General features: G+C 39.3%; 20 protein-coding genes, 2 rRNA genes and 1 riboswitch. Of the genes, 1 reads left to right on the top strand and 21 read right to left on the bottom strand.

Features of this window, described 5'->3' with window-relative positions:
- Positions 1–33 precede the first annotated feature (33 nt).
- The gene (locus T323_RS29775; protein ID WP_373279337.1) at positions 34–153 is read left to right on the top strand and encodes an EYxxD motif small membrane protein; all 120 of its coding nucleotides are present in this window, start codon (positions 34–36) and stop codon (positions 151–153) included.
- Here T323_RS29775 and purD read toward each other — a convergent pair.
- From purD to T323_RS0113810, 21 genes are all read right to left on the bottom strand, one after another.
- A complete protein-coding gene (purD, locus tag T323_RS0113910) occupies positions 116–1,399 on the bottom strand; it encodes a phosphoribosylamine--glycine ligase (protein ID WP_026673838.1) in 1,284 nt (427 codons plus the stop codon). The genes T323_RS29775 and purD overlap by 38 nt on opposite strands.
- A gap of 16 nt (positions 1,400–1,415) precedes the next feature.
- Complete coding sequence (gene purH, locus T323_RS0113905) at positions 1,416–2,954, bottom strand: bifunctional phosphoribosylaminoimidazolecarboxamide formyltransferase/IMP cyclohydrolase (protein WP_026673837.1); 1,539 nt, start codon at positions 2,952–2,954, stop codon at positions 1,416–1,418.
- Positions 2,944–3,540, bottom strand: coding sequence for a phosphoribosylglycinamide formyltransferase (gene purN, locus T323_RS0113900; protein ID WP_026673836.1), 597 nt, complete (start codon positions 3,538–3,540; stop codon positions 2,944–2,946). The genes purH and purN overlap by 11 nt, the downstream gene beginning before the upstream one ends.
- Complete coding sequence (gene purM / locus T323_RS0113895; protein WP_026673835.1) at positions 3,537–4,571, bottom strand: phosphoribosylformylglycinamidine cyclo-ligase; 1,035 nt, start codon at positions 4,569–4,571, stop codon at positions 3,537–3,539. The genes purN and purM overlap by 4 nt, the downstream gene beginning before the upstream one ends.
- Positions 4,572–4,603: 32 nt before the next feature.
- Positions 4,604–6,016 (bottom strand): amidophosphoribosyltransferase, encoded by a 1,413-nt coding sequence (gene purF, locus T323_RS0113890; protein WP_026673861.1) that lies wholly within the window; start codon positions 6,014–6,016, stop codon positions 4,604–4,606.
- The gene (purL, locus tag T323_RS0113885) at positions 5,992–8,220 is read right to left on the bottom strand and encodes a phosphoribosylformylglycinamidine synthase subunit PurL (RefSeq protein WP_026673834.1); all 2,229 of its coding nucleotides are present in this window, start codon (positions 8,218–8,220) and stop codon (positions 5,992–5,994) included. Before purL ends, purF begins: the two co-directional genes overlap by 25 nt.
- Entirely contained in the window at positions 8,204–8,887 is a 684-nt protein-coding gene (gene purQ / locus T323_RS0113880) for a phosphoribosylformylglycinamidine synthase subunit PurQ (RefSeq protein WP_026673833.1), read from the bottom strand. The genes purL and purQ overlap by 17 nt, the downstream gene beginning before the upstream one ends.
- On the bottom strand, positions 8,884–9,138 hold the full coding sequence (gene purS / locus T323_RS0113875; protein WP_026673832.1) for a phosphoribosylformylglycinamidine synthase subunit PurS: 255 nt from the start codon (positions 9,136–9,138) through the stop codon (positions 8,884–8,886). The genes purQ and purS overlap by 4 nt, the downstream gene beginning before the upstream one ends.
- Entirely contained in the window at positions 9,132–9,848 is a 717-nt protein-coding gene (gene purC / locus T323_RS0113870; RefSeq protein ID WP_026673831.1) for a phosphoribosylaminoimidazolesuccinocarboxamide synthase, read from the bottom strand. Before purC ends, purS begins: the two co-directional genes overlap by 7 nt.
- Before the next feature lie 28 nt (positions 9,849–9,876).
- The gene (gene purB / locus T323_RS0113865; RefSeq protein ID WP_026673830.1) at positions 9,877–11,172 is read right to left on the bottom strand and encodes an adenylosuccinate lyase; all 1,296 of its coding nucleotides are present in this window, start codon (positions 11,170–11,172) and stop codon (positions 9,877–9,879) included.
- A gap of 15 nt (positions 11,173–11,187) precedes the next feature.
- Positions 11,188–12,315 carry a 5-(carboxyamino)imidazole ribonucleotide synthase gene (purK, locus tag T323_RS0113860; protein WP_026673829.1) on the bottom strand — a complete coding sequence of 376 codons (1,128 nt, stop codon included), beginning with the start codon at positions 12,313–12,315 and terminating at the stop codon, positions 11,188–11,190.
- Positions 12,312–12,797, bottom strand: a complete 486-nt coding sequence (gene purE / locus T323_RS0113855; protein ID WP_026673828.1) for a 5-(carboxyamino)imidazole ribonucleotide mutase — start codon at positions 12,795–12,797, stop codon at positions 12,312–12,314. The genes purK and purE overlap by 4 nt, the downstream gene beginning before the upstream one ends.
- A gap of 136 nt (positions 12,798–12,933) precedes the next feature.
- Positions 12,934–13,035: riboswitch (purine riboswitch) on the bottom strand.
- Positions 13,036–13,129: 94 nt separating this feature from the next.
- Positions 13,130–13,333 carry an NETI motif-containing protein gene (locus tag T323_RS0113850; protein WP_026673827.1) on the bottom strand — a complete coding sequence of 68 codons (204 nt, stop codon included), beginning with the start codon at positions 13,331–13,333 and terminating at the stop codon, positions 13,130–13,132.
- Positions 13,334–13,335: 2 nt separating this feature from the next.
- Entirely contained in the window at positions 13,336–13,845 is a 510-nt protein-coding gene (locus T323_RS0113845; protein WP_035178760.1) for a DUF2179 domain-containing protein, read from the bottom strand.
- 146 nt (positions 13,846–13,991) lie between these two features.
- On the bottom strand, positions 13,992–14,537 hold the full coding sequence (locus T323_RS0113840; protein ID WP_026673825.1) for an isoprenylcysteine carboxyl methyltransferase family protein: 546 nt from the start codon (positions 14,535–14,537) through the stop codon (positions 13,992–13,994).
- A gap of 10 nt (positions 14,538–14,547) precedes the next feature.
- Complete coding sequence (locus tag T323_RS0113835) at positions 14,548–15,636, bottom strand: type III polyketide synthase (protein WP_026673824.1); 1,089 nt, start codon at positions 15,634–15,636, stop codon at positions 14,548–14,550.
- Positions 15,637–15,729: 93 nt separating this feature from the next.
- A complete protein-coding gene (locus T323_RS0113830) occupies positions 15,730–16,296 on the bottom strand; it encodes a DUF6944 family repetitive protein (RefSeq protein ID WP_026673823.1) in 567 nt (188 codons plus the stop codon).
- A gap of 74 nt (positions 16,297–16,370) precedes the next feature.
- Positions 16,371–16,961: a GNAT family N-acetyltransferase gene (locus T323_RS0113825; protein ID WP_156942453.1), complete on the bottom strand. Its 591-nt coding sequence runs from the start codon at positions 16,959–16,961 to the stop codon at positions 16,371–16,373.
- Between the two features lie 80 nt (positions 16,962–17,041).
- A complete protein-coding gene (locus tag T323_RS0113820; protein ID WP_026673821.1) occupies positions 17,042–17,329 on the bottom strand; it encodes a hypothetical protein in 288 nt (95 codons plus the stop codon).
- A gap of 401 nt (positions 17,330–17,730) precedes the next feature.
- Positions 17,731–17,846 (bottom strand): 5S ribosomal RNA (rrf, locus tag T323_RS0113815).
- A 127-nt stretch (positions 17,847–17,973) separates the two neighbouring features.
- A 23S ribosomal RNA gene (locus tag T323_RS0113810) occupies positions 17,974–18,259 on the bottom strand; the annotation flags it as partial.

The raw sequence follows: 18,259 nt of genomic DNA, 5'->3' as shown, positions 1-18,259 counted from the left end.
TTATAAGGTTTACTTTATATATAAGGTTAGGAGATGATAATTATGTTAATGTTTACCGAATTTGCTATTGATTCTTTATTTATCTATGCGATGGTGATTGGTAGTATCATTGCGATTATTTTTGTTTACCTTCGGAAGAAACGCTCGAAATAGCTTTGTTAGCTATATCTGAACGATAAAATAAACCATCAGACTTAATTTTCTTTATTTCATCATACACTTGCTGCTGAGCCTCGACTAGTGTAGGGGCTGTACGCGCCACTAGTAACACTCGTCCTCCGTTCGTAACAAACTTCTCATTGACTTTTTTTGTTCCAGCATGAAACACAACCGTATCCTGCTCCAATGCTGAAAAGCCATCAATTTGAACGCCTTTTTCATATTCCAAAGGATACCCTTTAGATGCCATGACAACACCAACAACGGCATCTTGTTTCCATTGCAACTCCGGTTTTTCACCGTCTAGTAACGAAATGATGACATCGACTAAATCTGATTCTAATCGTGGCAACACAACTTGTGTTTCAGGGTCACCAAAACGCGCATTAAATTCGATTACTTTTGGTCCATTTTGGGTCATCATTAAACCCGCATACAAAATTCCTGTAAATGAACGCCCTTCTTGTTCCATTGCTTCTGCCATCGGTTGCAGTATTTTTTCAACCGCTTCTTGAACATCAGCTTCTGTAAATTGTGGGACAGGCGAATATGCACCCATTCCTCCTGTATTGGGTCCTTTGTCGTCATCATACGCACGTTTATGATCTTGTGCTCCAACCATCGGTACAACAGTTGTGCCCCGAACAAAAGCCATAAGTGAAAGCTCTTCTCCATCCAAATACTCCTCAATGACAACTTTGGCACTAGACGCTCCAAATTGGTTGTTTTCTAGCATTTCATACAAGCTTTCAATCGCTTCTTCTTCTGTCATGGCTACAACAACACCTTTTCCTGCTGCAAGGCCATCTGCTTTAATGACAATAGGCGCGCCTTTTTCTTGCACGTACGCTTTCGCTTGTTCAAAATTAGTAAAGGTCTCGTAGTAGCCTGTTGGAATATTGTATTTTGCCATAATTTCTTTCGCAAACGATTTACTTCCTTCAATTAAAGCGGCAGTTTGCTTCGGACCAAATACACGAAGGCCATTGCTTTCAAATTTATCGACAATACCCGCTAGTAGCGGAACTTCTGGACCGATAATCGTTAATGCAATTTCTTCTTGTTTCGCAAATTGAACAAGAGCATCCTGATCAGCTTCAGAAATATTTATAATTTCGGCTACATCCGTCATCCCTGCGTTTCCAGGGGCAACAAATACTTTCGTTACTTTCGGGCTACGAGAAACTTTCCAGGCAACGGTATGCTCGCGACCGCCACTTCCAACGATTAATACTTTCATGAGATTCCCTCCTGTTTTAATGTTTAAAGTGTCGAACTCCTGTAAATACCATTGCAATTCCTAGCTCATCTGCTTTTGCAATAGATTCTTCATCACGGATTGACCCACCTGGTTGAATAATCGCCGTTACCCCAGCTTTTCCTGCTGCTTCCACTGTATCTCCCATTGGGAAAAATGCATCTGATCCAAGAGCAGATCCTGTTGCTTTTTCAGCAGCTTGCTCAATCGCAATTTTCGCTGCTCCGACACGGTTCATTTGGCCAGCGCCAATTCCAACCGTCATATTATCTTTCGTTAACACAATGGCATTGGACTTTACATGCTTTACAACTTTCCAAGCTAGCTTTAAGTCTTCCCATTCTGTTTCCGTCGGTTCACGCTTTGTTACAACTTGTATCGTTGCATCATCAAATCCTAGTGTATCTTCTTCCTGTACAAGTGCTCCACTATGAATCGACGTTACTTTTAACTCTGGCTTTTCATGCTGTCCAACCGGTAGCGTAAGCAAACGAAGGTTTTTCTTTCCCGTTAAAATCGCAAGAGCTTCATCTGAGAATGATGGTGCAATAATAATTTCCAAGAAAATCTCTTTCATTTTCATTGCTGTTGCTGCATCAATTTCACGGTTAGCTGCAATAATTCCACCAAAAATAGAAACCGGATCAGCTTCATATGCTTTATCATAAGCCGTTTCAATCGACGGACCGCTTCCGACTCCACAAGGATTCATATGTTTAATCGCTACGATTGCAGGCTCAGAAAATTCTTTCACAATCGCTAACGCTGCATCAGCATCGTTAATATTGTTATACGATAATTCTTTCCCATGAAGCTGTTTTGCTTCAGCAATCGAGCTTGTTGCGCCTAACGGTTTTTGATAAAATGCAGCTTTTTGGTGTGGATTCTCACCATATCGTAACGACTGTTTTTTTGTATATGTAACAGTCAATGATTCAGGGAACTCTTCCCCTACTTGATCTGTTAAGTATTGTGCGATTACAGCATCATATGCTGCTGTATGTCGGAAAACCTTTGCCGCTAGTTTTCTTTTTGTTTCCGCAGTTACTGCACCATCTTGTTTCACTTCAGTTAATACTGTTTCATAGTCTGCTGGGTCGACTACGACTGTAACATGCTTGTGGTTTTTCGCTGCAGAACGAAGCATGCTCGGTCCACCTATGTCAATGTTTTCAATCGCATCCGCAAAGTCTACATCTGGTTTTGCAATCGTTTGTTGGAAAGGATATAAATTAACGACAACTAAATCAATCGGTGTAATATTATGCTGTTGTAACTGGTCTACATGTTCCTGTCTTTCTCTCATTGCTAAAAGACCACCATGGATGTTTGGATGTAATGTTTTTACACGACCATCCATAATTTCAGGAAAACCTGTAACTTCTGAAATGCCAATGACGGTAACACCAGCTTCCTCCAATGCTTTTTTCGTTCCACCAGTTGAAATGACTTCTACCCCTTGCTCTACTAAAGCTTGAACAAATGGGACGATTCCCTCTTTATCTGACACGCTCACAAGTGCTCTTTTAATTGTCATTATTAAGCTCCCTTCTTACCTTTTCACTGAATAGTGTCTGTAATGTTGCAGGATATAACTCATGTTCTACTTTTTGAATTTTTTTCGTCACTGCTTCAATCGTATCTTCTTTATCGACTTGGATTTTGCCTTGAGCAATAATTGGACCTGTATCCATTCCTTCATCTACATAATGAATAGTGACTCCTGTTTCACTAACCTTTGCCTGAAATGCTTGTCCAATCGCATCTTTCCCAGGAAAGGCAGGTAAAAGAGAAGGATGAATATTAATAATTCGTCCTTCAAAAGCTTGCAATAGCGTTGGACCAATGAGTCTCATATAACCTGCTAATGCGATATAATCGACGTTACAGTTTTGTAACTGCGCCAATATTTCTAATTCGAATGCCTCTTTGTTCGAATATTGCTTCGGCTGAAACACAAACGTTGGAATCTGATGGGCATTTGCTCGTTCAATCGCTTTTGCTTCTGGTTTATCACAAACTAATAACACGAGCTCAGCTTGAAGGCGACCGTCTTCAACCGCATCAATAATCGCTTGAAAGTTCGTACCTGAACCAGAAGCAAAGACTGCTAGCTTCATCATGAAATGCCTCCAATCGAAACTCCTTCGCCTTGTTTTACTCTGCCAATTTCAAACGCCGTTTCTCCGTTAGCTTCTAATTCTGCTATGACTTGCTTCGCCTCTTGTTCAGAAACAACGAGGGCCATTCCAATTCCCATATTAAACGTGGAGAACATATCTTTTTTCGAGATAGAGCCTTTTTCTTCAATAAAAGAGAAGATAGGAGGAATCGACCACGACCCATATTGAATGTCTGCTCCTACTTGTTTAGGAAGCATACGTGGGATGTTTTCATAAAATCCCCCACCTGTAATATGAGAAATCCCTTTGACTTCAAATTTTTCTAAAACCTTTAGGACTGGCTTCACATAAATTCTTGTCGGGGTTAATAATTCTTCTCCTAATGACTGAGAAAAGCCATCATATGTCTCTTGTAGCTGTAATTGATTTTCTTCAAGCAATACTTTCCGAACGAGTGAGAATCCATTGGAATGAACACCGTTGGATTGTAATCCGATAATGACATCCCCCTCTTTAATGTGCTCTCCCGTTATAAGCTTTGACTTTTCTACAATTCCAACCGTAAAACCAGCGAGGTCATACTCCTCTTCACTGTACATCCCTGGCATTTCCGCTGTTTCTCCGCCTACAATGGCACACCCAGCTTGTTGGCAGCCATCTGCTAGTCCTTTTACGATCGCTTCGATTTTTTCGGGGTCGGCTTTCCCGCAAGCAATATAATCAAGGAAATATAATGGTTCAGCTCCTTGTGCAATAATATCATTTACACACATCGCCACTGCATCTACACCAATTGTGTCATGCTTGTCCATCAAAAAAGCAAGCATCAACTTTGTTCCAACTCCATCTGTACCTGAAATAAGCACAGGTTCTTTTAAATTAAATTGAGACAAATCAAACATGCCACCAAATGAACCTAATCCACCAAGAACTTCAGGACGTTTCGTTCTCGCTACGTGCTTTTTCATTCGTTCTACTGCTTCGTAACCGGCTTCAATATCAACACCAGCTCGTTTATACGCTTCCGACATTTATAGGTCCCCCTATCGTGTAATCTTTTTCATTAACATTTGTCATGCGGATGAAGTGTATCAGGGTAAATTTCCGTTGGGTACTGTCCTGTAAAGCATGCAACACATTGACCACAATTTGTTACTTCCTTTGAACGTCCAATCCCTTCATACAAACCGTCTACACTTAAAAATGCCAGCGTATCAGCGCCCATCATTTCTCGCATTTCTTCTATTGTATTTGTTGCCGCAATAAGTTCTTCTTTTGTTGACGTATCAATTCCGTAAAAGCAAGGATTTTTAATTGGTGGTGAACTAATTCTGACATGGACTTCAGTAGCTCCAGCTTCTCTTAACATGTTAACGATACGTTTACTTGTTGTTCCTCTTACGATAGAATCATCGATCATAACCACTCGTTTTCCTTCAACAACACCTCGAACAGCCGAAAGCTTCATTTTTACCCCTTGCTCCCGTAATTCTTGTGAAGGTTGGATAAACGTTCTTCCCACATATCTGTTTTTTATCATCCCTAACTCATAAGGAATTCCCGTTTGCTCGGCATAACCGATGGCTGCTGAAATACTAGAATCAGGTACCCCTGTTACAACATCAGCTTCAACAGGAGATTCTAGTGCTAGTTGCTTGCCTAGATTTTTTCTCGCTGTATGAACATTGATTTCATCTACATTGCTATCTGGTCTTGCAAAATAAACATACTCCATACTACAAATAGCACGAGGTACACTAGTTGCAAATTGCTCTGAATACACACCTTCTTCAGAAAACACAACGAGTTCTCCTGGCTTTACTTCACGTTCATATGTTGCTCCAACAACATCAAATGCACACGTTTCAGAAGCAACAACATAAGCATCACCTAATCGACCGATGGAAAGTGGACGTAATCCGTTCGGATCAAGGGCAACAACCATCTGGTCTTCCGTTAATACCGCAAATGCATAAGCTCCTTTTAACATCGTTAAACTGTTTTTTATCTTATCTACTAAGCGTGGATAAGCACTTCGCTTAATTAAATGAGCAAGCACTTCTGTATCTGAAGTTGACTGAAAAATACTTCCTTGACTTTCAAGCTGATGTTTCAGTTGGTTCGCATTCACTAAATTGCCATTATGGGCAATCGCAAGACTTCCTGTTTGGGAACGAAAGAGAAGAGGTTGCACATTGGCAATTCCTCCCCCTCCGGCTGTTGCATAGCGAACATGGCCGATAGCAGCTTTCCCATGCAATTGGTTTACATCATTTTGGCTAAACACTTCATTTACTAATCCATTTCCTTTATGGATAGATAGCTTTTCACCATCTGAAACAACAATGCCTGCTCCTTCTTGTCCACGGTGTTGAAGACTGTGTAATCCGTAATAAGAAATTTGAGAAGCATCTTTATGCCCCCAAATGGCAAACACACCGCATTCTTCATTTAAGCCTTTGATTTCAGCAAGCATGGAATAGCTCCTTTCCAAGATGTTTCAATTTCTTTATGAGAGGCAGAAAGGACTTCACCTTCTGTTTCATGTGTAATAACTACACCCGTTTCTTCTGTTACTGCTCCAACGACTTTTGCATCTTTGACGATTTGTTCGAATGCCGCTTTGTTTTCTTCCTTTACTGTAATAAGAAAACGAGATTGTGTTTCTGAGAACAACTCTGTTACAACATCACCGGAAATTGTTGCTTTTGCGCCGACATTTCCATCCATCACACTTTCAGCTAAAGCAACTGCAAATCCACCTTCTGCAAGATCATGTGCAGATTGAACAAATCCAGCTTGGATTGCTTGTAACACTTGAGCTTGCCTTGCTTTTTCCACTTCTAAATCTAACGCTGGTGATTTTCCTGAAATTTGGCCTTCCGTCAGTTTTTGAAGTTCACTTCCACCAAACTCTTGCTTTGTTTCTCCTACTAAATAGATAACATCGCCAGCTTCTTTAAAAGACTGTGTTGTAATATGAGCCGTATCTTCAATTAAGCCAACCATCCCAATTGTAGGGGTCGGATAAATAGCTTCTCCATTTGTTTCATTATATAAAGACACATTTCCACCGATAACTGGTGTTTCTAATGTCCGACATGCTTCACTCATACCATCTGTTGACTTTTCTAACTGCCAGAAAATTTCTGGTTTTTCTGGATTTCCGTAATTTAAGCAGTCTGTAACACCTAATGGAACGCCTCCAGAACAAACAATATTTCGGGCCGCTTCAGCAATCGCGATTTTTCCACCGACTTCTGGGTCAAGATATAAGTACCGGGAATTACAATCGGTCGTCATCGCCAATGCTTTTTTCGTATCACGAATACGAACTACGGCTGCATCTGAACCTGGACTTACTACCGTATTTGTTTGCACCATGTAATCATATTGATCATACACCCACTCTTTGCTTGCGATCGTAGGTTGTGATAGTAACGCTAACATTGTTTCTTTCGGGTTTTCAACTGTTGGTACTTTATTTTCTTGTTGTTGGAATTCACGATAATATTCAGGCTCTCTTGATGGCTTATGATAAACTGGAGCATCTTCTGCTAATGCATCAACAGGAACCTCTGCAACGATCTTCCCTTGGTGCAGAAGGCGTAATGTTTTATCATCTGTTACACGTCCGATATCTGTACACGCTAAGCCCCAACGCTCAACAATTTCACGAATTTCATCTTCTCTACCTTTTTTTACAACAATTAACATTCTTTCTTGTGATTCAGATAGCATCATTTCATACGGTGTCATTTCTGTTTCACGTTGTGGAACAGCATCAAGGTTCATTTCAATTCCTGAACCCGCTTTACTTGCCATTTCAGCTGAAGATGATGTTAATCCAGCAGCCCCCATATCTTGAATACCAACAAGGGCATCTGATTGAATAAGTTCTAGGCATGCTTCAAGTAATAATTTCTCCATAAAAGGATCCCCAACTTGAACAGCTGAACGCTTTTCTTCGGACGTTTCACTTAAATCTTCTGAAGCAAATGTCGCTCCATGGATTCCATCACGACCTGTGGAAGCACCAACATACATCACTGTATTGCCGACACCTTTTGCCTGTCCTTTTTGAATGTCTTTATGGTCAATTAAACCAACACACATCGCATTTACAAGCGGATTTCCTTCATAGCAAGGGTCAAATTGTACTTCTCCCCCAACCGTTGGAACGCCGACACAGTTTCCATAACCGGCAATCCCAGCTACAACTTCTTCAAATAAATATTTAACTTTCGGAGAGGTTAACTCACCAAATCGCAATGAATTTAAAATCGAAATCGGTCTTGCTCCCATTGAGAAGACATCACGAAGGATTCCACCAACACCTGTTGCTGCTCCTTGATATGGTTCAATCGCTGACGGATGATTATGGCTTTCAATTTTAAATACAACCGCTTGGTTATCACCTATATCGATAATTCCAGCACCTTCACCAGGCCCTTGAAGTACTTTTTCTCCATCAACAGGGAATTTCTTTAATAATACTTTTGAGTTTTTATAAGAACAGTGTTCTGACCACATTACTGAAAATAAGCCAGTTTCTGTATAGTTCGGAAGGCGACCTAAAATATTTTCTACTAATTGAAACTCGTCATCCGTTAGACCCATCTCACGATAAATCTTTTGTTCTTTGATCTGTTGTTCGTTAGGTTCACGATGTAACGACATTGGTTTCCCTCCAGTTTCGTAAAATAGATGTAAATAACTTTAATCCGTCCTCACTACCTAAAAGCTGCTCTACCGCTCGCTCTGGATGAGGCATCATTCCTAATACGTTCCCTTTTTCATTCGTAATTCCAGCGATTTGTTCTAGTGACCCATTGACATTTGTTTCATAAGTGAAAACAATTTGTCCGTTTGCTTTTAACTTTGCGAATGTCTCTTCATCACAATAGTAGTTTCCTTCACCATGAGCAACAGGAATGGAAATCACTTGATCTGTACTATAATCAGACGTAAACATTGTCTCGTTGTTTTCAACAACTAAATTAACGGGGCGACAAATAAATTTTAAATTTTCATTTCGTTTCATCGCACCTGGTAATAAGCCGGCTTCTAATAAAATTTGAAATCCGTTACATACGCCTAACACGGGTTTCCCTGCTTCGGCTGCTTGAATCACAGACTCCATAATATTTGAAAATCTTGCAATGGCACCTGAACGTAAATAGTCCCCATAAGAGAAACCACCAGGTAATAAAATCGCATCAAACTCATCTAAATTCGTTTCTGCATGCCATACGTATTCAACATCTTCACCTAAACCATCTTTTATCGCATGGTACATATCTGCATCACAGTTTGAACCAGGAAAGACTATGACGGCAAATTTCATGATGATTGAACCTCCTCCACCTCATAACGAAATACTTCAATAACAGTGTTGGCAAGAAGCTTTTCACACATTTCTTTCACTCTTGTATCTAAATCATAGTCACCTTTTTCAAGTGTCAATTCCATATATTTTCCGATACGAACTTCTTTTACTTCATTATATGAAAGGGCGTGTAGCGACGATGTTACGGCACTTCCTTGTGGGTCTAGTACACTTTCTTTTAATGTTACGAATACTTTTACTTTTAACATGATGAGCCTCCTAAGCGATTTAAAATTTCTTGGTATCCATCTTGTAAATTTCCTAAGTTACGACGGTAAACATCTTTATCAAACTTTTGGTTTGTATCTTTATCCCATAATCTACATGTATCTGGTGAAATCTCATCAGCAAGAAGTAAGACCCCTTCTTCTGTTACTCCAAATTCTAATTTAAAGTCAACAAGACGGACATTAATGTTAGCAAATAATTGCTGTAGGGCTTTATTTACTTCAAGCCCCATTTGTCTCATCTCTTCTAATTGTTGTGGTGTTGCAATATTCAAAATTTGAATATGGTCTTCGGTAACGATTGGGTCGCCTAAATCATCGTCTTTATAGTAAAACTCTACGATTGGTTGGTCTAGTTGTGTGCCTTCTTCCATTCCAAGTCGCTTTGAAAGACTTCCTGCAATGATATTGCGGACAACAACTTCGAGTGGAACGATTGTCACTTTTTTTACTAGCTGTTCTGTTGGAGAAAGTCGTTCTACAAAGTGATTCGCGATGCCCATTTTTGTTAATGTTTGAAAAATAATCGATGTAATCTCGTTATTTAATCTAGCTTTCCCTTCAATGGTATCTTTCTTTTCTCCATTAAAAGCAGTTGCCTCATCTTTGTATTGCACCCATAACACTTGTTCATCTTCTGTTGCATAAATGCGTTTTGCTTTACCTTCATAAAGTAGCTCTTTTTTCTCCATCCCAATCGCCTCCACTTCTTCGTTCTCTTTAGAGTAAGCCAACCCGTTGAAAAATCGTATCGACATTTTTTAAGTGATAGTTATAATCAAAGCAATCATCAATTTCAGCTGGTGAAAGAACTGACGTAATACGTTCTTCAGCTTCCACTAGCTCTCTGAACTGAATTCCTTTTTCCCATGCTTCCATTGTTTTTGGCTGAACTAAATCATATGCTTCTTCACGTGCCATGCCTTTATCAATAAGAGAAAGCAATACGCGTTGAGAGTAGATTAAGCCGTATGTTCTAGTCATGTTTCGTTTCATGTTTTCAGGGAATACCGTTAAGTTTTTCACGATATTTCCAAAACGGTTAAGCATGTAATTTAACGCAATCGTTGCATCTGGAATAATGATACGCTCAGCCGATGAATGAGAAATATCACGTTCATGCCATAATGGAACATTTTCATAAGCTGTTAGCATATGACCGCGGATAACACGAGCAAGACCCGTCATATTTTCTGAACCAATTGGGTTACGTTTATGTGGCATCGCCGATGATCCTTTTTGCCCTTTAGCAAAAAACTCTTCCACTTCTCTTGTTTCACTTTTTTGTAAACCGCGAATTTCAACTGCAAATTTTTCAATCGACGTTGCAATTAAAGCTAATGCTCCCATGTATTCTGCATGGCGGTCACGCTGTAATGTTTGCGTAGAAATAGGAGCCGCTTGTAATCCTAGTTTCTCACAAACAAACTGTTCGACTTTCGGGTCGATATTCGCATACGTTCCAACTGCACCGGAAATTTTCCCAAAACGAACACGTTCTGCTGCATTTTTAAAACGTTCTAAGTTTCTCTTCATTTCTTCATACCATAATGCTAATTTCAAACCGAATGTTGTCGGTTCCGCATGAACACCATGAGTACGTCCCATCATCACTGTATCTTTATGCTCTAATGCTTTTTCTTTTAAAATATCAATGAAGTTTTCTATATCTTTTTGTAAAATTTCATTAGCTTGACGGAGCAAGTAAGATAGGGCTGTGTCAACAACATCTGTTGATGTTAATCCGTAGTGAACCCATTTTCTTTCTTCTCCTAATGTCTCGGAAACTGCTCTTGTAAATGCAACTACGTCATGACGTGTATCTTGTTCAATTTCTAAAATACGGTTCACATCAAAACTAGCATGCTCACGAATTTTCGCAACATCTTCTTTTGGAATAATTCCTAATTCAGCCCATGCTTCACAGGCTACGATTTCTACCTCTAACCATGCTTGGTAACGGTTTTGCTCTGTCCAAATCGCTCCCATTTCCGGGCGTGTGTAACGTTCAATCATTTCTTTGTCCTCCTATTATTCATTAGGCCAGATGGCTAATTTTTCAATTTCAAGTAGTGCGTTTTCTACAGAATCAGCTAGAACATTAAGATGTCCCATTTTTCTTCCTTCTTTTGCTTCACTTTTTCCATATAAGTGGAGTTTCATCGTTGAATACTTTGGTAGATTATCTAACACAGATTGAAGATGTTCTCCCAATATGTTAACCATCACAACAGGTTTCACAAGGGTTGTTCCACCTAACGGCCATCCACATATTGCTCGAATATGTTGTTCAAATTGAGAGGTCTCACAAGCATTCATCGTATAGTGACCAGAATTATGAGGCCTCGGTGCTAGCTCATTAATATAAAGGTCAAACGATTCTGTTAAAAACATTTCCACCGCAAGTGTCCCCTTCATATTTAACCCTTCTGCTAAATCAACCGCCATTTTTCTTGCTTGTTCTTGAACATGTTCCGGAATTCTTGCTGGTACAATTGTTTGATGTAAAATATTGTTCCGGTGAATGTTCTCAGCGACAGGAAATGTTGTCACTTCACCATGAACGCTTCTCGTGACAATTACGGAAAGCTCTTTAATAAAGGGAACCCACTGTTCTACAATTAGTTCTCCTTTTCCTTGTAACTGTTCAAAAGCATAGTTGCTGTCTGACTTTTGCTTAATGACAGCTTGTCCCTTCCCGTCATATCCTCCCGTACACGTTTTTAATACGGCAGGAACTCCAATTTGTTCAAGTGCATTGTCTAACTTTTCCAATGAATCAACTACATGATATGGTGCAACAGGTAAACCAAAAGAAGTAATGGCTTGTTTCTCTCTTGCTCGATGTTGAGTCATTTCTAATAACTGATACCCTTGAGGTAAGTATAAATGATTTTCTAACCATTTCGCTGTTTCTTTGTTTATATTTTCAAATTCATATGTCAAGACATCACAGGTTTCTGCTAGTTTCATTGCTCCTTCACGACTATCGTAAGTTGCAATGATTTCAACATCAGATATTTGTCCACACGGAGAATGTTCAGTTGGTTCCAAAACAGCAATGCGATATCCCATTTCACGTGCAGATAGGGCCATCATCCTTCCGAGTTGGCCCCCTCCTAATATCCCGATTGTTTGTCCTGGCTTTATGACTGTCATAGTTGGTCACTGCTTTCCATTACTTGTTGTTTTGTTTGTTCTCTTCTTTTCTCCAAACTTTCGGCGACTTTCTCATCAAACGCACCAACGATTTGTGCAGCCAATAAGCCAGCATTTGTAGCACCTGCTTTACCAATGGCTACAGTGGCTACTGGTACTCCACCAGGCATTTGCACGATAGATAATAAAGAATCTAGTCCATTTAACGCTTTCGATTGCACAGGTACCCCAATGACAGGCACGACGGTTTTCGCTGCGACCATACCTGGTAGGTGTGCGGCACCTCCAGCTCCTGCAATAATGACTTTTAGTCCTTTTTCTCTTGCCGCTTCAGCATAGTCAAACATTAAATCTGGTGTACGGTGAGCAGAGACAACTTGTTTTTCGTATGGGATTTCTAGCTCGTCCAACATATCACAGGCATGTTTCATTGTTTCCCAATCTGAAATACTTCCCATTATGACACCTACAAGTGGCTTCATTGCTTTTTTCCTCCTAGTGCAAACGTTTAGTATGTAAATGAAGGCATAAAAAAGCCTTGCGATGGCTATAAGCGAGAGAAAGCTTCCATCAGCAAGGCTTCATGACCATTGCAAAAAACAAAACTCTTAGTTAATAAGAGCTTCTGCCTTCCCTCATAGTCTAATGATTTAAGGTCATTAGGTAGATACTTACGGGCCATATCCCCGATATTATATGAGGTAACGTTCAATTTTTTTCGATATGTTCATCTTATATTTTGTTAGAAGATTTGTCAATCAAATATCGAACGTTATATTGCTGATTTAGAATAATGTTCGTTTTCTACTTACTATTAGGAGTGATTCTCCTTGATTACTCCTTCAAATACTATTTTTTGGCGAATTGGAATGTATTCTGTTTGACCACTGTTTTTCACTTCTTGAAATACGGGTTCTTCAGTTCTTCTCACTGGTGTATACCCCTCATCATCCATTCGTTTTAAGCATGAATCTATTGTTTCATCCTCTTCTAAATAGAACTTTTTCTTTTTACTCATATTTACCTCCTAATTCCTTTCACCCAAAATCCACCGTAAAATGCTTTTGGTTCATGAGAAATAATAAATGCTTTTTCATCTAGTTCTTTTATCGTTTTATATAAATGCATTTCCGACTTCCGACTCGTTAAAATTTCCATCATGAGCCGTTCCCCTTCACGTCCATACGCAACCCAATTTGTAACACCATAGCCCTTGTCCCGTAAAGCATTTGGAATATCAGGTTCATACTCCTTCGTAATGACGTTAACTGTAATATAACCTAATGCTAGCTTCTCTTCCACTTTCATCCCTATTAATACTCCAATCGCATATCCAACTGCATAGGCAATTAAGTTTTCTAAACGGTCTAAATTCTCTAACACGAGACCTAACCCAATAATATAAATAATCACTTCTATAATACTAACCGTGGCTGCAAAATAGCGTTGTCCTTTTAACGTAAAAATCATCCGAACCGTAAATAACGTCACATATACGATATTGATAGCTAAAATAATGACAATCATCATAAACGCATTTTCTAATAACCAATTCAACTCTCATTCCCCCTCATTCTTGCCTTTCGCCTTTCTTCCCCTATACCCGTTTTCTAAAGAGGCAACCATTCTCTAACAGAGTAAAAAAGTATAGAAATAGCACATTGCTCCTTTCTATACTATGATTCATCTGTTTTCGGATAAAAAACAGCTTGGTAATTTGTTGCCTCCATTAACGCCTTTTCTTCTAACGGAATTCTAATAGACAAAATCACTAGTTTGAGGAACAGAAAACAACATACTGTGAAGTACGCTTGAAATAAGAGTGGTAGTGTGATGAGCTCAAGTAGGACAATGCAATAATTAGGATGGCGGATAAAGCGATAAGGTCCCTTTGCTACAACCTTTGCCCCAGGTAAAATCATAATTCTTGTATTCCAAAAGCGTCCAAGTGACGATAAACTCCATACTCTTCCTGCTTGCGCTAACACAAATAGACTGAAGGGAATCGGCCACAAATGAAGAAGTGGCCGCTGCGCGACAAGAACCTCGATTAATAATGAAGCAAAAAAGCCGATATGAAGCATTACCATATATTTATAGTGATTTTGTCCAACTTCATATCCCCCTTGTTTTTTTATCCATGTAGCATTTCTATTTGCAATGAGTAACTCTAACACCCGTTGCAAAACGACAATTGATATAATCATTAAAAAAAAGAGCATTTTATCACTCCTATTTCCATTGTAGTAATAATAATTCTGAACTAAATCCGGGACCAAGTGCAGCAATTAAACCATACTGATCTGGTTGCCCACCTTGTTTCATAACGTGGTTTAATACATATAAAACCGTTGGGGACGACATATTTCCATAGTTCTCTAATATATATCGTGATGGTGTTGTTTTCTCTTTTGATAACTTAAGGGCAGACTCATAAGCATCCAAAACTTTTTTTCCACCGGGATGAGCAATAAATTGTTCAATATCTTTGCTGGTCAATTCAAATTCTGATAGAAAGTCGGAAACAACCGGTTCAAACCAATTAAGTATCAAGTTCGGAATACTTCTTGAAAAGACTACATGTAAACCTGAGTTTTTCACATCCCAGCCCATAATGTCTTCTGAGTTTTTCAATAAACGAGAGTTTGTTCCTTGCAATTGTGGGATAGCCCGTTTTCCCGTATATTGTTCTTGTTGTACATCGTCACCAACAACTAACGCACAAGCAACACCATCAGAAAATAAAGATGTCCCCACTACATTGCTTTTTGACCGATCATTTACTTGAAACGTTAAGCTACATAACTCCACACATAATACGAGTACTTTTGCTTTTGGATATGCTAAACAATAATCATAGGCTCGACTTAATCCGGCTGCCCCTCCTGCACATCCTAACCCCCAAATAGGGATTCGTTTTGTCGTCGGCTTAAAAGGGAGGGTATTCATAATTCTCGCTTCAATACTTGGTGTGGAAATACCCGTACTTGAAATAAAAAACAAAGCGTCAATTTCTTCAATAGGAATCGATTGCTGTAAATAATCGTGATTTGTTACACACGCTTCTATCGTTTTTTTTCCATACTCTGTCGCTTGCTTAATATACGTGTCATTTTTCTCTTCAAATGTATGATTTTCACTATGCCATGAAAGAGGCACTGAAAAATGTCGCTTCCTGATTTCTCCATTTGAAAACACTTGTAACAGACGGTCAATATCTTTAAAATCTTCGTGAAAGACTTCCCTTGCAAATTCAGTGATGTCCGTTTGGTTCATTTCGTACGGAGGGTCATAAATACTAGTGGAAAGAATTTTCGGCATAATATCCTCCTTTTGGAATCTTAATGTTATTTTTTCCAAACGAAACAAAACCATGCAAAAAAAGAAGGTGGAATGATTCTTTTTCCACCTTCTTTATGAATTGTCGGCTGTCGGTTCTTTCGTTACAATAATCGCTTGTAGTGTGGCTCCTGCCGCTTGAAGCCAATTTCCTATTGATGATAGGAGAAGGCCTTTTTGCTCATCACTCTTAATTTCAAACAAGCCCCCTGTTGCTTCTATTGCTGCCCCAATCGTTTGAAGATTATTTCCAACAATAAACCTTGAGTCTTCTTCTACAAGATTAGAAATCGCTGGGCCTAGTGACTGTAGCGCATCACCTAGTACTTCAAGCTGTTGGTATTCTAAAGTTACTTGTTCGATTTGCCGTGCATTCGCATACGAACTTGTCGCTGCACCTGCAGCTTCTACCCAATCTCCAATCGCTCCAATCGGCTCTTCCTCTTCCACCGCATTTAAGGCATTCCCAACGGCCTGTAATCCTTCTCCAACAACAATCATTCGTTGATACAGTTCTTCTTCTTCAGGGCGTCGAACTCCTCTTAGCAAAGAAGTGTAAGCAATAGCCGACAGAGTTTGGCCGATCGCATCAAGCCAACTCCCGATTATCGTCAACTGTCCATCAGTCATGACAATCACCACATTTTTTATCCTTTCTCTTTAGCATATTCTCAAAAAAAATAATTGATTAGCGACTTGCCCCTACCTTTGAGAATTTAGACTTTTCTTTTGTCGGTGTTTGTCGTTTTGGGCTCTTTCTTTAGTTCTTCTTGTTTCAATTTTCCATATAAATAGACATTTTCATATTTTTCATTGATACGATAGTATTGTCTTAAAATGCCTTCTTTTTTAAAATGATTTTTTTCTAATAATTTCACGACAGCTTTATTTTTTGTAACAGTGTACGCATGAAGTTTATTTAAGTTAAAAGTATAAAACCCATATCGTACTAGAGCAGGTACAATTTCTGTTGCAAAGCCCTTCCCCCAACAAGAACTTATTATGTTCCCACCGATTTCAGCATGAGATGAAGTTCGGTCCCAATTCCGAAACCCACAAGTACCGATCATTTGATTTGTTTCTTTTTCAATAATGGCAAAGCGTACAGTGTGGTACTGAACGTATGGATGCGCTAACTGTGATATAAAGGATTCAACTTCTTCCATTGATTTTATTCCATTTGTATTATCAAAACGAATGACTTTTGGATCAGTATATAATTGATAAATAACTTCTTTGTCAGTCATCTTTATGCTTCTCATCGCTAGACGTGCTGTTTCAAATAGAAAATCATCAGATTTACTCATCGAACTCACCTTCAAAAACCCCTTTCGTAAAAAAAAGTGGATGTTCAAAAGGAATATTCCTTTTGAACATCCAGGAGTTATTACCAAACATATGGGTAAGGTAAAAATGCTAACGATGCAATGGCACCAAGCCCAATCCCAAATAAAGCACCGGCTGCTAATCCTGGGCCAAAGCCCCAAAAGAACATTCCTGGACCACCTGGTCCTGCTTGCGGAGGCATTTGCGCTCCATCTAATGGTCGTAAATACACCGTTTCATGGTCAACTCTTTCAATAATTCCTCGATGCACTTGACCATGAATATCTCTAATTTCAACAGCTCGCCCTACACTTTTTTGACATAAATCATAGTAATGAGCAACAGACATGGAAATCCTCCTTTTACTCGCTTTTTCATGATCAAAAAAGATCATTTCAACGTTTCACTACTAGCATATTGAAAAGATTGGAGATTGTTTGGACTTCTATATCCATTTTGGGATTAATATACAAAAATAGGCTTTGAAAACGATTTGTGTCTGACGACACAGTGTTACAGCCCTTACGGACATATGTTCCGCTATTTTAAGAAAAAGGTAAGTTTTCGAGATACTATCGGACATCTGTTCCGTTACATTAGAAAAACAGAAGTTTATTACTTGTGTTTTCGTCAAATAACGGAAAAGATGTCCAAACGAAGTCCAAAAGAGCTTGTTTTTTATAAAATAGTGGAATATATGTCCAGACACAAAAAAACATTACGTCATTTGACGTAATGTTTTTTTATTTTGCTTAGCAACGTCCTACTCTCACAGGGGGAAGCCCCCAACTACCATCGGCGCTGATGAGCTTAACTTCCGTGTTCGGCATGGGAACGGGTGTGACCTCATCGCTATCGTCACTAAACTAATTAACTTGAATTACTTTGTTTAGAAGTAATCCTGTTATGTAGTTGAGTTCATCATATGATTCCCTCAAAACTAGATAGTGTGTGTATTGAATTATGTCAAAAAGACTTCGCCTTTTTTAAATCTTGGATAAGTCCTCGACCGATTAGTATCTCTCAGCTCCACATGTCGTCATGCTTCCACCCGAGACCTATCAACCTCATCATCTCTAAGGGGTCTTACTGGATTAACTCCATGGGAAATCTCATCTTGAGGGGGGCTTCACGCTTAGATGCTTTCAGCGCTTATCCCGTCCACACGTAGCTACCCAGCTATGCTCCTGGCGGAACAACTGGTACACCAGCGGTGTGTCCATCCCGGTCCTCTCGTACTAAGGACAGCTCCTCTCAAATTTCCTGCGCCCGCGACGGA

The sequence above is a fragment of the Alkalihalobacillus bogoriensis ATCC BAA-922 genome (assembly GCF_000621445.1).
GTDB lineage: Bacteria > Bacillota > Bacilli > Bacillales > Bacillaceae_F > Bacillus_AO > Bacillus_AO bogoriense.
Note: the sequence above shows the minus strand (reverse complement) of the source record. Positions and strands in the feature narration are given on the sequence as shown.

Coding starts and splice junctions, on each gene's coding strand:
- T323_RS29775 (WP_373279337.1), top strand. CDS start 34: ATGATAATTATGTTAATGTTTACCGAATTTGCTATTGATTCTTTATTT.
- purD (WP_026673838.1), bottom strand. CDS start 1,399: ATGAAAGTATTAATCGTTGGAAGTGGCGGTCGCGAGCATACCGTTGCC.
- purH (WP_026673837.1), bottom strand. CDS start 2,954: ATGACAATTAAAAGAGCACTTGTGAGCGTGTCAGATAAAGAGGGAATC.
- purN (WP_026673836.1), bottom strand. CDS start 3,540: ATGATGAAGCTAGCAGTCTTTGCTTCTGGTTCAGGTACGAACTTTCAA.
- purM (WP_026673835.1), bottom strand. CDS start 4,571: ATGTCGGAAGCGTATAAACGAGCTGGTGTTGATATTGAAGCCGGTTAC.
- purF (WP_026673861.1), bottom strand. CDS start 6,016: ATGCTTGCTGAAATCAAAGGCTTAAATGAAGAATGCGGTGTGTTTGCC.
- purL (WP_026673834.1), bottom strand. CDS start 8,220: ATGTCGTTACATCGTGAACCTAACGAACAACAGATCAAAGAACAAAAG.
- purQ (WP_026673833.1), bottom strand. CDS start 8,887: ATGAAATTTGCCGTCATAGTCTTTCCTGGTTCAAACTGTGATGCAGAT.
- purS (WP_026673832.1), bottom strand. CDS start 9,138: ATGTTAAAAGTAAAAGTATTCGTAACATTAAAAGAAAGTGTACTAGAC.
- purC (WP_026673831.1), bottom strand. CDS start 9,848: ATGGAGAAAAAAGAGCTACTTTATGAAGGTAAAGCAAAACGCATTTAT.
- purB (WP_026673830.1), bottom strand. CDS start 11,172: ATGATTGAACGTTACACACGCCCGGAAATGGGAGCGATTTGGACAGAG.
- purK (WP_026673829.1), bottom strand. CDS start 12,315: ATGACAGTCATAAAGCCAGGACAAACAATCGGGATATTAGGAGGGGGC.
- purE (WP_026673828.1), bottom strand. CDS start 12,797: ATGAAGCCACTTGTAGGTGTCATAATGGGAAGTATTTCAGATTGGGAA.
- T323_RS0113850 (WP_026673827.1), bottom strand. CDS start 13,333: ATGAGTAAAAAGAAAAAGTTCTATTTAGAAGAGGATGAAACAATAGAT.
- T323_RS0113845 (WP_035178760.1), bottom strand. CDS start 13,845: ATGATGATTGTCATTATTTTAGCTATCAATATCGTATATGTGACGTTA.
- T323_RS0113840 (WP_026673825.1), bottom strand. CDS start 14,537: ATGCTCTTTTTTTTAATGATTATATCAATTGTCGTTTTGCAACGGGTG.
- T323_RS0113835 (WP_026673824.1), bottom strand. CDS start 15,636: ATGCCGAAAATTCTTTCCACTAGTATTTATGACCCTCCGTACGAAATG.
- T323_RS0113825 (WP_156942453.1), bottom strand. CDS start 16,961: ATGAGTAAATCTGATGATTTTCTATTTGAAACAGCACGTCTAGCGATG.
- T323_RS0113820 (WP_026673821.1), bottom strand. CDS start 17,329: ATGTCTGTTGCTCATTACTATGATTTATGTCAAAAAAGTGTAGGGCGA.